The organism is Wielerella bovis (genome assembly GCF_022354465.1).
Taxonomy (GTDB): domain Bacteria; phylum Pseudomonadota; class Gammaproteobacteria; order Burkholderiales; family Neisseriaceae; genus Wielerella; species Wielerella bovis.
The window spans coordinates 1289205-1303306 of the sequence record NZ_CP092361.1; the positions used below are offsets into that span (position 1 = coordinate 1289205).

The 14102-nt window shown below is 42.6% G+C and carries 15 protein-coding genes and 1 tRNA gene; 15 read left to right on the forward strand and 1 reads right to left on the reverse strand.

The features are described 5' to 3' along the window. The first annotated feature begins 70 nt into the window (after nucleotides 1-70). A complete protein-coding gene (gene tyrS / locus MIS45_RS06335) occupies nucleotides 71-1369 on the forward strand; it encodes a tyrosine--tRNA ligase (RefSeq protein ID WP_249449912.1) in 1299 nt (432 codons plus the stop codon). 48 nt (nucleotides 1370-1417) lie between these two features. On the opposite strand, the gene proB is transcribed toward tyrS, so the two are convergent. Then, nucleotides 1418-2542, reverse strand: a complete 1125-nt coding sequence (gene proB, locus MIS45_RS06340; RefSeq protein WP_249449913.1) for a glutamate 5-kinase — start codon at nucleotides 2540-2542, stop codon at nucleotides 1418-1420. Between the two features lie 293 nt (nucleotides 2543-2835). Between proB and MIS45_RS06345 the strand changes: the two genes are divergently transcribed. The 14 genes from MIS45_RS06345 to MIS45_RS06405 all read left to right on the forward strand — a co-directional run bounded on the left by MIS45_RS06345 (nucleotide 2836) and on the right by MIS45_RS06405 (nucleotide 13960). Further along, nucleotides 2836-2911 (forward strand) — tRNA-Phe (locus tag MIS45_RS06345). Between the two features lie 130 nt (nucleotides 2912-3041). Then, nucleotides 3042-4181: an ATP phosphoribosyltransferase regulatory subunit gene (locus MIS45_RS06350; protein WP_249449914.1), complete on the forward strand. Its 1140-nt coding sequence runs from the start codon at nucleotides 3042-3044 to the stop codon at nucleotides 4179-4181. Between the two features lie 96 nt (nucleotides 4182-4277). Next, the gene (locus MIS45_RS06355) at nucleotides 4278-4787 is read left to right on the forward strand and encodes a hypothetical protein (protein WP_249445216.1); all 510 of its coding nucleotides are present in this window, start codon (nucleotides 4278-4280) and stop codon (nucleotides 4785-4787) included. Nucleotides 4788-4959: 172 nt separating this feature from the next. Further along, nucleotides 4960-5088: a hypothetical protein gene (locus tag MIS45_RS11355; RefSeq protein WP_283397289.1), complete on the forward strand. Its 129-nt coding sequence runs from the start codon at nucleotides 4960-4962 to the stop codon at nucleotides 5086-5088. Between the two features lie 82 nt (nucleotides 5089-5170). Then, entirely contained in the window at nucleotides 5171-5416 is a 246-nt protein-coding gene (locus MIS45_RS06360; protein ID WP_249446363.1) for a hypothetical protein, read from the forward strand. Nucleotides 5417-5446: 30 nt separating this feature from the next. Beyond that, a complete protein-coding gene (locus MIS45_RS06365) occupies nucleotides 5447-6223 on the forward strand; it encodes a virulence RhuM family protein (protein WP_249449915.1) in 777 nt (258 codons plus the stop codon). Further along, the gene (locus MIS45_RS06370) at nucleotides 6220-6435 is read left to right on the forward strand and encodes a Fic family protein (RefSeq protein ID WP_249449916.1); all 216 of its coding nucleotides are present in this window, start codon (nucleotides 6220-6222) and stop codon (nucleotides 6433-6435) included. Before MIS45_RS06365 ends, MIS45_RS06370 begins: the two co-directional genes overlap by 4 nt. A 25-nt stretch (nucleotides 6436-6460) precedes the next feature. After that, entirely contained in the window at nucleotides 6461-7186 is a 726-nt protein-coding gene (locus MIS45_RS06375) for a CBS domain-containing protein (RefSeq protein ID WP_249447886.1), read from the forward strand. Nucleotides 7187-7275: 89 nt separating this feature from the next. Next, nucleotides 7276-8574, forward strand: a complete 1299-nt coding sequence (locus tag MIS45_RS06380) for an adenylosuccinate synthase (protein ID WP_249449917.1) — start codon at nucleotides 7276-7278, stop codon at nucleotides 8572-8574. A gap of 112 nt (nucleotides 8575-8686) precedes the next feature. Then, nucleotides 8687-9301: a riboflavin synthase subunit alpha gene (locus MIS45_RS06385; RefSeq protein ID WP_249449918.1), complete on the forward strand. Its 615-nt coding sequence runs from the start codon at nucleotides 8687-8689 to the stop codon at nucleotides 9299-9301. Nucleotides 9302-9671: 370 nt separating this feature from the next. Continuing rightward, the gene (locus tag MIS45_RS06390; RefSeq protein WP_249449919.1) at nucleotides 9672-10922 is read left to right on the forward strand and encodes a glutamate-5-semialdehyde dehydrogenase; all 1251 of its coding nucleotides are present in this window, start codon (nucleotides 9672-9674) and stop codon (nucleotides 10920-10922) included. Nucleotides 10923-11037: 115 nt separating this feature from the next. Then, nucleotides 11038-11961 carry an ABC transporter ATP-binding protein gene (locus MIS45_RS06395; RefSeq protein WP_249449920.1) on the forward strand — a complete coding sequence of 308 codons (924 nt, stop codon included), beginning with the start codon at nucleotides 11038-11040 and terminating at the stop codon, nucleotides 11959-11961. Continuing rightward, entirely contained in the window at nucleotides 11961-13037 is a 1077-nt protein-coding gene (locus MIS45_RS06400) for a hypothetical protein (protein WP_249449921.1), read from the forward strand. The genes MIS45_RS06395 and MIS45_RS06400 overlap by 1 nt, the downstream gene beginning before the upstream one ends. A gap of 443 nt (nucleotides 13038-13480) precedes the next feature. After that, complete coding sequence (locus MIS45_RS06405) at nucleotides 13481-13960, forward strand: Lrp/AsnC family transcriptional regulator (protein WP_249449922.1); 480 nt, start codon at nucleotides 13481-13483, stop codon at nucleotides 13958-13960. The last annotated feature ends 142 nt before the right edge of the window (nucleotides 13961-14102 follow it).

Sequence of the window (14102 nt, forward strand, 5' to 3'; positions counted from 1 at the left end):
ATTTTTTACAGATTAGGCAGCCTGAAACTTTATTTAGGCAGCCTGAATATTTTAAACAAAGGAAACATTAATGAATGCGCTATTGCAAGATTTACAAGCACGCGGCTTAATTGCCCAAACTACTGATATAACAGAATTATCCAAATTATTGGACAATGAAAAAATTACCTTGTATTGTGGTTTTGACCCAACCGCTGACAGCTTGCATATTGGACATTTATTGCCTGTTTTGGTGTTACGCCGTTTCCAAAACGCGGGGCATACGCCTGTGGCTTTGGTGGGTGGCGCGACGGGCATGATTGGCGACCCCAGTTTTAAAGCAGTGGAACGCAGCCTGAATACACCAGAAACCGTAGCAGGTTGGGTAGAAAGTATTCGCAATCAGTTGAAACCGTTTTTGAAATTTGACGGAGAAAATCCTGCAATTATGGCGAATAATGCTGATTGGTTTGGCAATATGAATTGCTTGGATTTTTTGCGCGACATTGGCAAACATTTTTCGGTAAATCAAATGTTAGCAAAAGAGTCAGTCAAACAACGCATTGAGCGCGATGATGTGGGCATTTCGTTTACTGAATTTGCCTACGCATTATTACAAGGCTATGATTTTGCAGAATTAAATAAACGCCATAATGTGCAACTGCAAATCGGTGGCAGCGACCAATGGGGCAACATCACTTGGGGTACAGAAACCACACGCCGTTTGTACCAAAAATCGGTACATGGCTTGACTTTACCACTTGTAACCAAAGCAGATGGCACCAAATTTGGTAAAACAGAAGGTGGTGCAGTATGGTTAAATGGCGCAAAAACATCACCTTATCAATTCTACCAATTCTGGTTGAAAGTGGCGGACGCTGATGTGTACAAGTTCCTGAAATATTTCACATTCTTGACTATTGAACAAATTGATGCGATTGAAGTGGCTGATAAGGCAAGCGGTAAAAAACCTGAAGCACAACGCATTTTGGCAGAAGAAATGACACGTTTGATTCATGGCGAAGCGGCTTTACAAGCTGCACAACGCATTACAGAAAGTCTGTTTTCAGGCGATGAAAGTAGTTTGACCGAGCAGGATTATGCACAACTGGCTTTGGATGGTTTGCCTGTTACCCATGTTTCAGGCAGCCTGAATGTAGTGGAAGCATTGGTGCAATCAGGTTTAGCACAATCCAATAAAGAGGCTCGTGGTTTTGTACAAAGCGGTGCTGTATTGATTAATGGCATGCCTGTTGCTGAAAATAATCCAAATGCGTTGCCTGAAAAACCTGATGATAAATTTATGATTAGCGATGAACAAAAACGTTTTGGCAAATATGCGATTGTGAAACGTGGTAAACGCAATCACGCACTTTTGGTGTGGCAATAATTTTTTTTAGGCAGCCTGAAAACGATTTTCAGGCTGCCTTTTTTATGTTTACCAATGTAATGCTAAATTATCACGATGAATTAATTCATCTTCATGTTTATAACCAATTTTCTGTGCAATTTCATCCGCATGGCAACGAACAATTTTTGCCGTTTCTGCGCTGCTATAATTCGCCAAACCACGCGCAATTTCTTTACCATTTTCATTCAATATGGCAATCAATTCACCGCGATGAAAATGTCCATTCACACGCACCACACCCACAGGTAACAAACTACCATGTTTTTCCAATAAAGCACGTTCAGCACCTGCATCTACATTCACGCTGCCTGAAATTTGAATATGCCCCAGCAGCCATTGTTTCCGCGAATTCACACGGCTAAATTCGCTGGTAAACAAAGTACCAACGCTTTCTCCACGCAACAATCGCTCCAATACTTGCGGTTCACGCCCAGATGCAACAACTGTATTTGCACCACTTAAAGCAGCGCGTTTGACTGCCAAAACTTTGGTGTACATACCACCCGTACCAACACCTGTACCTGCTCCACCTGCCATATTTTCCAAATCAGGATGCGCAGCGGAAATTTCGTGTATAAATTGTGCTTGCGGATTTTTGCGAGGGTCGCTATCGTACAAACCACGTTGGTCGGTCAGAATAATCAATGCATCTGCATCCACCAAATTGGTTACCAACGCACCCAATGTATCATTATCGCCCAATTTGATTTCATCGGTAGTTACGGTGTCATTTTCATTAATCACAGGCACAATGTTTTGCGATAACAAAGTTTTCAGCGTACTGCGTGCATTTAAATAACGCGTACGGTCGCTCAAATCTTCATGCGTTAGCAAAATTTGTGCAGTATTTAATTGATGTTCGGAAAAAGCATGTTCATAAGCTTGTGCAATACCCATTTGCCCCACAGCAGCAGCGGCTTGTAATTCATTGATAGCAGTTGGCCGCTTTGCCCAACCCAAACGTTTCACACCTTCAGCAATCGCACCGCTGGACACTAAAATCACATCTACGCCCACACGTTTAATAGCGGCAATCTGTGTTGCCCAATTATCCAACGCAGCTTGGTCAATGCCACGCCCTTCGGCGGTTACGAGACTAGAACCAACTTTAATAACAACCAATTTTGCATGAGTTAAATTATGTGTATTCATTTTCAGGCTGCCTTATATGTCATAAAAATAAAATCAAATTTCAGGCTGCCATTCTTTCCAACAGCCTATGCACATTGTATACAAAATAGCGTTCCTGTGAAACTGAATATAGGCGGACGAATATTGGCAGTAGACACTTTTTGCACAAAAGAAATATTGGTACAAATCCACACATTTATCAGATTATGGCAGCCTGAAAAATAATATTTTCTTTATAAAATAAGCAATATCCCAATTATCAGGATATTTTTCTTGTCAAAATAAACAATATTTGGTTTAATACGCATTTCGTTGGTTGGATAGCTCAGTTGGTAGAGCAACGGATTGAAAATCCGTGTGTCGGCGGTTCGATCCCGCCTCCGACCACCAAGTTTTTAAAACCCGAACAAATTGTTCGGGTTTTTTCATGTGTATTTTCAATGCTGAAATCTATCAACATTCCTTCATTTTATGTTAAAGTTTTCCCAATCTATCTTTCCAATTAAATAGGACAAATCCCATGCAAACTTGGCAACTTCCCGAACACATCGCTGATATTTTACCCGAACGCGCTCGTCAATTAGAAAGTGTAAAAGAACAAATACTTGCCCTGTTTCGCGTTCATGGTTTTGAACTTGTCCACCCACCGCTTATGGAATACAGCGATTCTCTTTTAACGCACATTGACACAGGTCTATCGCTCAAAACCATACGCGTTCCCGACCAGCTTTCAGGGCGACAACTTGGCATCCGTGCTGATATTACGCCACAAGTTGCACGTATTGATGCGCATTTACTCGTAAAAAATCAAGGCATTAACCGTTTATGCTATTCAGGCAGCGTTTTGCACGCCAAACCTGATGGTTTTTTAACCACACGCGAACCCTACCAAACAGGCGCGGAACTTTATGGGTGTGCAGATACTGCCGCGGATATTGAACTAATTGATTTAATGCTGAAAAGTCTAAAAACAGGCGGTATTAGCAATATTATTTTATCGCTCGGGCACATTGGCGTGTTTCGTGCAATTGCAACCGCAGCAAAATTATCTGATGTACAAAGCAATCAACTGCTTGGCATGCTTCAAAACAAAGACCGTGAGGCCATTCGCGCTTTGGCAACAAGCTGGCAACTAGACGATATTTGGACAAATGCGTTCGCTACTTTACCTGAATTATATGGCGACCGTACCATTTTACAGATAGCGCGAAACCGTTTACCACAACTTACAGCAGTAACACAAGCCATTGATGTTTTAGAAAAAGTTTGTTCAGCTTTCCCCGAGCAAATAGTACATATTGATTTAGCAGAAGTGCGCGTGGACAATTATCACACAGGTCTGCTCTATGCAGCTTATGCGCCAGAGTATCATGATGCGGTGGCGCGTGGCGGGCGCTATGATGGTTTGGGTGCATATTTTGGACGCAATCGTCCTGCGACAGGATTTAGCTTTGATTTACGCGTATGTGGCGGATATTTAGCAACAAGTACACGCCCCGAAACGGTGCGAGTGGCAATAGCTGATTTAGCAGCAGCACGTGATGCCGTAGAAAATTTGCGTGAACAAGGAATTTGTGTTGTAGTAGATTATGGTATGGAAGACAATTCAGGCAGCCTGAAAAAATTGAAAAAACAAGGTAATGAATGGGTAATTGAATAATTTTGCGTAAAAATAACACATTTCGGATTTTGTAGTCGTTTAAAATTTGTATTTATTATGATACTGATTTTATTTTTTTTAAACAGGTACTGCAATATGAGGCAATCTTTTTCACTTAGTAGCACACGTTGCTTTTTGTATTCATTATTTGGTTGGATAATGCTGTTCTTTTGTGCCTTTATTTGGCTTACTTGGAAAAATCCAGGTGTTATCAACCAAGTCATAATAGGTTTCTGTGCTTTTATCAGTATAGATTGTGTCATTATATCCATTTATTTAATGTATCATACAGCACCCGTATACATTATGAATGAACGTGGGCTAATTGTGCGCCAAGCTATTTTTAAACCAGATTATCATTATCGGGTTAATTGGTGTGATATTGAAAATATTTATATTACAAAAGGCAAATATAGCCAGTTACAATTGAAAATTAAAGATGGTGCTAAACACTATTTCCATACTAAGGGACGTGCAAACTACGCCAAGCAAAAACTCAAATTTAATCGTACTATAGAAATTTTGGCATTGGCACCAATGGTGGAAGGTGGCAGACATAAGCTTTATGATGCACTGGTTGAATATTGGGAATGTTATCGCGAATAATATAGTGAATTCAATTTAAAAACAGTACAGCGTTGCCAGCTCCCTTATGTACTATGTGTACACGGCGGTCGCTGTCGCCTTGTCCTGATTTAAATTGAATCCACTATAGTTGTTTCAAATAAAAATAATACAGCATTGCCTAACAGTTTCGTTCATAGTTATTTTTTATCAAATGAAACCTTTGCAAAACCTATTCAGGCTGCCTGAAAAAAGTTCGCATTGCAGAAAAATGGGCAATCGGCATACAATCGCCCTGTTTTCAGGCAGCCTGAAAAGTAAATTGAATAAAATCACGCGATGATGATGGCAAAGTTTATCAAGACGCTTACGAAGAAGCACAACGCATTATCCGCATCAGCGAAGAAGTCAAAATTTCGCTGGACGTGGTAAACAAAAACGAAAGCGAAAACACCGAAAATACACAACAAAATAACGGTTTAACCACCAAACTCGCAGAAAAACTCGGCATAGACCGCGCTGAATGCAACAAGCGTTTGTGCGAAGCAGGTTTGCAAGAATTGAACGGCAAAAATTATTTCCTAACCGAAAAAGGCAAACAATCAGGCGCGACTTTGAAAAAAGGGCAATTTGGGTATTTTATTGTTTGGTCGGCGGATTTGGTGGTGTAAATGGGTTTTCAGGCAGCCTGAAAGGGAAAAATGATGACTAACCCCATAGAAATTTACCAGAGCGCGGACGGCGAAACCCAAGTTTCTGTGCGTTTTGAGCATGAAACCGTTTGGTTGTCGCAAGCGCAAATGGCGCAAGTTTTTGGTACAACAAGCGAAAATATCATCATGCACTTGAAAAATATTTTTGCGGAACAAGAATTGCAGGAACAGGCAACTACTAAGGATTTCTTAGTAGTTCGCCAAGAGGGCAATCGCCAAGTTAAACGAAACTTAAAACACTATAATTTAGATGCTGTGATTTCAGTGGGTTATCGTGTCAAATCCAAACACGCCACACAATTTCGCATTTGGGCGACAGCGCGACTGAAAGATTATCTGCTCAAAGGCTACGCACTCAATCAGGCGCGTTTGCGTGAAAATGCGGCTGAATTGGAACAGGCATTGGCGTTAATCCAAAAAGCCGCCGCTAGCCCTGAATTAACGGTGGCAAGCGGACGTGGTTTGGTGGACATTGTCAGCCGTTACACGCAAACATTTTTGTGGTTGCAACAATATGACGAAGGTTTATTGAGCGAACCGCATGGCGAACAAGACGGCAGGCTGCCTGAAATTGACGAAGCACGTTCCGCATTAGCCAATTTAAAACAACAGCTTATACAACGTGGCGAAGCCAGCGCATTGTTTGCGATTGAACGCGAAAACGGATTGTCGGCGATTTTGGGCAATTTGGCGCAATCGGTTTTTGGCGAAGCCGCGTATCCGAGCATTGAAGCAAGGCGGCGCATTTATTATATTTTATTGTGAAAAATCATCCATTTGCCGATGGCAACAAACGAAGTGGCACGTTTTTGTTTGTGGATTTTTTGCACCGCAATGGGCGTTTGTTTAATCAACACAATCAGCCGATTATCAATGATACGGGTTTGGCGGCTTTGACTTTATTGGTGGCGGAATCTGACCCGAAACAGAAAGATGTTTTGATTAAATTGATTATGCATATGTTGCAGGCAGCCTGAAAATACATCAATAAAGGAAAAAATAATGACACCAATGGACAATAAGCAATATGCTTATTTTTTAAAACGCTTACGCGAAGCGCGTTATGCAGTATTGGAAGATTCTGAAAATTTTACAGAAGTGTGTTTTGTATTGGAAGAATTAGGTGTACATCTTCTAAAAAAAGGAGAAAAGAAATCTGGGTTAAATGACTATAAGCCAAAATTTCAAGAATTACTTATTCAAGATAATGAAGTTTTAGAATTATTTAATAACCACTTTGAGAAATTGCGTCATGCAAGAAATGACCAAGCTCATCGAGGTGTATGTGCCAGAAATGCCGCTCAGCACGCTGTTAAAATCTCCATTATTTTAGAGGAAAGCATTATGTCTGCGCTAGATAAACCTAAATTGGGTCATATTATGATTGATAATGTGATTTGTGTAGAAGAATATACAAAATTAGCTAAAATTAGAGAATTAATGTTGCGTTATTCATTCTCCTATATTCCTTATTGTAGTGAGGGAAAATATTATCTTTTATCTGATTTCTATATCGCAGAATTATGGAATAGCTATTCAATAAATGAAAGATATACCAAATCAATTCAAGAAATTATTAAAGAAAAAAATAAATCATTAAAGGAAATGAAATACTTTGAATTTAATACAGAATTAGATGGTTTTCAAATTCCCGATAAACCTATTTTAATTTATCAAAATAGCCCAGATAATATCGTTGGCATTTTAACGCCATTTGATTTTTTATAAAATTTAATATTCGCTGGACGCGTAGTTCTTTTCAGGCAGCCTGAAAATTCCCAATTTCTTATTTTTATTAACCAAAAAGGTCAAACAAAATGACAAAAAACGTAGTCGTAATCGGCGCACAATGGGGCGACGAAGGCAAAGGCAAAATCGTAGATTGGCTCGCGGAGCAAACCACAGGCGTGGTGCGCTTTCAGGGCGGACACAATGCGGGACACACACTGGTTGTGAACGGCAAAAAAACCATTTTGCGCCTGATTCCAAGCGGCATTTTGCATGAAAACTTGGATTGCTACATCGGTTCAGGTGTGGTGGTGTCGCCCGAAGCCTTGTTGGGCGAAATTGACGAATTGAACGCGGCTGGCGTGAAAAATGTTGAAAAACGCCTGAAAATCGCCCCCACAGCCCCCCTGATTTTGCCTTACCACATCGCTCTTGACCAAGCGCGTGAAGCATCGCGTGGCGCAGGCAAAATCGGCACAACAGGCCGCGGCATCGGTCCTGCTTACGAAGACAAAGTGGCACGCCGTTCGGTACGCGCAGGCGATTTGTTCAACCGCGATTTGTTGGCGGAAAAAGTCCACGCCAATTTGGCTTTGTACAATGTGCAACTGGAACATTTGCATGGTGCACCAGCCGTTGATTTTGATGAAGTGATGGCGAAAATTGACGCATTCCGCGAACGCATTTTGCCCATGATTGCCGATGTGTCGCGCACTTTGTACGAAAAAAATCAGCGTGGCGAACGCTTGCTGTTTGAAGGCGCACAAGGCACTTTGTTGGACATTGATTACGGCACTTATCCCTTTGTTACTTCATCAAATTGTATTGCGGGCGCGGCTGCGGCTGGTGCAGGCGTACCACCCCATATGTTGAACTACGTTTTGGGCATTGTGAAAGCCTACACCACACGCGTGGGTTCGGGCCCATTCCCAACGGAATTGTTTGACGATGTGGGCGCAGGTTTGGCGAAACGCGGCAATGAATTTGGTTCGGTAACGGGTCGTCCGCGCCGTTGTGGTTGGTTTGACGCGGCTGCGTTGAAACGCTCAATCCAAGTAAACGGAATTACAGGCATGTGCATCACCAAATTGGACGTGATGGACGGCATGGAGAAAATCCAAATTTGCGTGGGCTACACTTTGCCAGACGGTTCAACGACCGATATTTTGCCTTTGGGGGCGGATTTGGTGGCACAATGCACCCCCATTTACGAAACTTTGGACGGCTGGACGGAATCCACATTTGGCGTGAAATCGTATGACGCGCTGCCTGAAAATGCGAAGAAATATTTGAAACGCATTGAAGAAGTGTGCGGTGCGCCCGTTGCGATTATTTCTACGGGTCCTGACCGCGAAGAGACGATTTTGATTCAGCATCCGTTTGAATAATTTTTGATACAAAATAGTTCAGGCAGCCTGAAAGTGGGGAAAATCCGTTTTCAGGCTGCCTATTTATATCTGAAACTGCTACAATCGCCCTACTCTATTTCAAGGAATATCTATGTTTACAGGCATTGTACAAGGCATGGGGCAACTCATCGCCATTCATCAACCCAGCGCAGATTTTCGCAGCCACACGGTCGCACTACCCGAACACATGGCGTATGATTTGCAAATCGGCGCATCCATCGCCAACAACGGCTGCTGCCTAACCATTACCCAAATTGATGGACGAAATGTCCAATTTGATTTAATGGCAGAAACCCTTGCCAAAACCAATTTAGGTAGCCTGAAAATCGGCGATAACATCAATTTGGAACGCGCCGCACGTTTTGGCGATGAAATTGGTGGACATGTGATGAGCGGACATATCATCACGCAAACAGAAATCGTGCGCATAGAACAATCCGAGCATAATCGAACGCTATTTTTCAGGCTGCCTGATGAGATTGCCGCTTATATTTTACCCAAAGGTTTCATTGGTTTAGATGGTTGCAGCCTAACCATCGGCGATGTAACGCACGATGAATTTAACGTTCATCTTATTCCCGAAACCTTGCAACGCACTTTATTCGGCACGCGCCAAGTGGGCGATAAAATCAACGTGGAAATTGACGCACAAACGCAAGCCATTGTGGATACGGTGCAGCGTGTTTTGGCAGCGCAGAAAATTTAATCATCACAGGCAGCCTGAAATATTCCGCTATTTTCAGGCTGCCTTATTTGTTTACCCAAATATAGTCGTTTCAAATAAAAATAATACAGCGTTGTCGGCTCCCTTATTACTATAGTAAAGTAAAATAAGAAAGATGCAAGGCGACCACGCCCGCCGTGTACATCTAGTACATAAGGGCGTAGGCAACGAAGCAGATTTCTTATTTTAATTTACTATAGATGTACACGGCGGTCGCTGCCACCTTGTCTTATTTCTATTTTAAACGACTATAAATCATCAGCAAAAAGCAGCCTGAAACATTGTCAGAACCAATATTTTATGGCTAAATCTACCACCATTTCAGACCATTTTTACATTCAAGGACAACATCATGCAAAATCACATTACCCAAATCGCCACCCAAGCCAAAACGGCTTTCTATCAACTCGCCCACGCCGACAGTGCAGCCAAAAACAACGCTTTGGTTTTGCTGGCAAATTTAATTGAACAACACGAAACCACGCTGCTTGCCGCCAACGCAAAAGATGTGGAACACGCGCAACAAAAAGGTTTGGATGCCGCTATGATTGACCGTTTAAAAATCACATCAGGCAGCCTGAAAAACATGCGCGAAGGTTTGTTGCAAATTGTCGCATTGCCTGACCCTGTCGGCGAAATGGACGAATTTCGTTTGCGCCCCAATGGTTTACGCATCGGTAAAATGCGCGTACCGCTGGGTGTGATTGGCATGATTTACGAAGCTCGCCCAAATGTAACCATTGATGCAGCGGCATTATGTTTGAAATCGGGCAATGCGTGTATTTTGCGCGGCGGCAGCGAGGCATTTCACACCAATTTGGCATTGGCAAAATTGATTCAACAGGCTTTGCGCGAGACAGGGCTGCCTGAACACGCCGTATGTTTTGTGGAAGATACCGACCGACAGCACGTTGGCGATATGTTGCAAGCGGTTGATTTAATTGATGTGATTATTCCTCGTGGCGGCAAAAGTTTGGTGGCGCGTGTGGCACAAGAAGCGCGTGTACCTGTGATTAAACATTTGGACGGCATTTGCCACGTTTATATTGATGAATTTGCCGATAAAAACAAAGCCTTGCAAATTGCTTTCAACGCCAAAACATCGCGTTACGGAACATGTAACACGATGGAAACTTTGCTAATCCACACCAAACGCGCGGCGGAAATTTTGCCCGAATTGGCAAATTTGTATGCCAAAAAAGGCGTGGAATTGCGCGGCTGCCTGAAAACGCGCGATATTTTGTCGCATATTCAGGCTGCCACCGAAGAAGATTGGGATACCGAATACCTTGCGCCCGTGTTGTCCATTAAAGTGGTGGCGGATTTTGACGAAGCTGTGGCACACATTAACCAACACGGCAGCCATCACACCGACAGCATTGTTACCGAAAATTACACCTTGGCGAACCAATTTTTGCGCTTGGTGGACAGTTCCAGCGTGATGGTCAATGTGTCAACGCGCTTTGCCGATGGTTTTGAATACGGTTTAGGTGCGGAAATCGGCATTTCTACGGATAAAATTCATGTGCGAGGCCCTGTGGGTTTGCACGGTTTGACATCGCAAAAATGGGTGGTGTTGGGTGATGGACAAATTCGTGTTTAAAATCAAATAATTTACTTTTTAGGCTGCCTGAAAATCATTGAATGTAACATGGTTTTTGTTATATTAAAATCAATGCTTTCAGGCAGCCTGAAAATATCTCAAAAAGGAAAAAAACATGATTAAAATCCAGCAGTTAAATTTCCATTACGATGTGCGCCAAGTGTTACACGACATCAATTTGCAATTGGACACAGGCAGCATTACGGGCTTGATTGGTCCAAACGGTGCGGGCAAATCCACTTTGATGCGCTGCATGGCAGGATTGGAAAATCCCAGTTCAGGTACGGTGTTGCTCAATGGCAAGCCCATTTTGGACAATCCACGCGCCAGTTTCGCGCAATTGGGCTATCTGCCTGATTTATTTGGGCTGCCTGAAGGTTTGACGGTGTTGCAATGTTTGACTTATGCCGCCAAAGCGCGTGGCGTGTCCGATGAAATGATGCATGAAGCAGTGGTCGGTACGGTGGAAAAATTGGGGTTGCGCGACAAAATCCATCACAAAGTCAGCGCATTATCGCGCGGACAAAAACAACGTGTGGGCATTGGGCAAGTGATTGTGCATCAGCCGAAATTTTTGCTATTGGACGAACCTGCGAGCGGTCTTGACCCTGAAGCACGGCACGAATTGTCGCTGTTGCTGCTGGATTTGAAAGCAAGTGGCATGACCATTTTGGTTTCCAGCCATATTTTGTCGGAGCTGGACGAATATTGCACGCACATGCTGGTTATTAGGGATGGGCGCATTCAGGCGCATCAGGCTTTGCACGATGACAATCCGAATCAACAAACGGTATTGCTGAAATTTTTCAGGCTGCCTGAAAATGGGTTAAATAAACTTCAAGAAATTGATTTAATAGAAAGTTATCAGGAAAAAGACGATGGTGTGTGGGTGAAATTGGCGCAGGGTGAAGCGGAACGGGTGGCATTGTTGCGCGAATTGGTGGCGCGTGATTTGCCTGTTTGCGAAATGCAGCCTGTGAAAACCACGCTGCTGCAAAGTTATCAAGATAGCTTGAATATCCACAAAGGAGAAGTGTGATGAGTGAAATCAAATTACCAAAAATTCATGTCAATGCGGAATTTCAACGCCTGTGGTGGACAAATGTGCGTTGGGGCTTGATTGTGGGGGTGGTGCTGGTGTTTGCGCTGTTTGCGTTTGCCAAGCCTGAGTATCGTGATTGGGGACGGCATTTTTCTGCAATGGGTGGCACGACCATGATGTTATCTGCTTTGGCAGGTTATATTTTGTTGGAACGCAGCCTGAAACAAGATGTGAGCGCAAATGCGTTTGACCAATTGCGCATGTCGTCTTTATCGGTATGGCAAATGGCTTGGTCGCGCATCATTGTTGCGCCTATGATGGCGTGGGTGGTGTTTGTTTTGGGTTTGTTGGCGATGCTGTTGGGCAAAAAATTGGAGGATGGCACAACATGGACGGCTGTGGCGATTTTATTGACATTGCCATTTCTTGCATGGGGCGTAGCATGTCTGGTGCTGGCAAATGCTTTACCTGTGCGACAAAATAAACAACGCTGGAATGGTTCATTGGTGCAAGTTGTTTTGCTGTATATCATCGGTGCAAGATGGATGGATTATTGGGGAAATGCCTTGCGCGACATCAAATCCAACCAAATGACTGGCATCCATATCGCTATTATGTTTGTAATTTTTGCGGCAATGGCAAGCGTGTTTGTATGGGCGCGAATGGCAAATGTGTTGCATTTAAAAAATGTGGCCAAAATTTATGCCGTGTTAGCGGTGTGCGCACCTGTGCTGGCATGGTGGTCGTTGGGCAATATGCAAACGGCAGCAGCAACGGCAACTTTGATTTATGGCGGTTTGACTTTGGCTTCTGTGGCAATGCAAGGTATGGAAATCAATCGTTTCAGGCTGCCTGTTTGGGCTTTGACAGCGCCTTTGGGTATTTGGGCAGCAATCATGTTGCAATCATTTGATGTTGTATTGATTTGGTGGCAAATAGCAGCGTTTATGGTGATTGTGCGAGTTTGTACTTATTTGCGCTTGGGGGTAAACTCGGTTACGGTGGCATTGGCAACGTATTTATTAGTACTTTTTTTGTGGACAACAATTACCTCTAACTACATGGGATATTGACCATTCAAAAAGATTATTTTTCAGGCTGCCTGCAAATTTAGGCAGTCTGAATTAAGTTTTGTAAAGGTTTCCGCTATTCAGTTTTTGTAGAAAATATAGCCATTTAAAATAAAAATAATACAGCGTTACCAGCCTCCTGATATGTGATTTACAACTGCGACCATTGTTGTCTCATCTTAAATTTCTATTTTTAACACCCATCTATTGCAGTTATGCCACAATTTTTCCTTTCAGGCTGCCTAAAATGATAAAAATCTCCGTTAATGACTATATAAGAATGTATTTTTTTACACAACAATTTGACTAGCGTTAAATTTCAATAAAATAACCTTTTGCAGACTATTGTGCTTTAAAGTGAGCTAGATTATGATAATAATATGGCTAGCTAAACTTTGCGCGTTTAGCCACCCTATCCAATATGACTCATTTATAAAGGAATCGTTATGCAATCAACCGTTGTTTTAGATAAAACAGACCTAAAAATCTTGCAAGTATTGCAAGAAAATGGACGTTTGAGCAATGTGGAATTATCCGAACGCGTGGCATTATCCCCCTCCCCTTGCTTGCGCCGCTTAAAACAGCTAGAAGACAGCGGTGTGATTCGTCAATATGCAGCCTTATTGTCGCCAACTGCATTAAATTTAGGTTTACAAGTCATCATCCGTGTAACCACCGATAAATCAGTTGAAGCTCGCGCCGAATTTGCCGAAGCCGTGCAATCGTGGCAAGAAGTTTTAAGCTGTTTCGCACTAACAGGTGAAGCAGATTATTTATTACATGCGTTTTTCACTGATATGAACGCATTTTCTCATTTCATTATGAACGTCTTGTTATCACACAATGGCGTAGTGGATGCCAAATCTAGTTTTGTATTAAAAGAAGTGAAAAGCACCACTTCCCTACCCTTAACACATTTAGGCTAATCATGATTCATAACCGTAAATCGTTCTCGTTTTACGGTTGCCTTTATTTTATCTAAGCAAATTACGCGTGGTTAATTTTTATTCATCTATCCTTTTCAGGCTGCCTGAAACTTCTATTTTGCGGTATACTTCGCGCCCCACG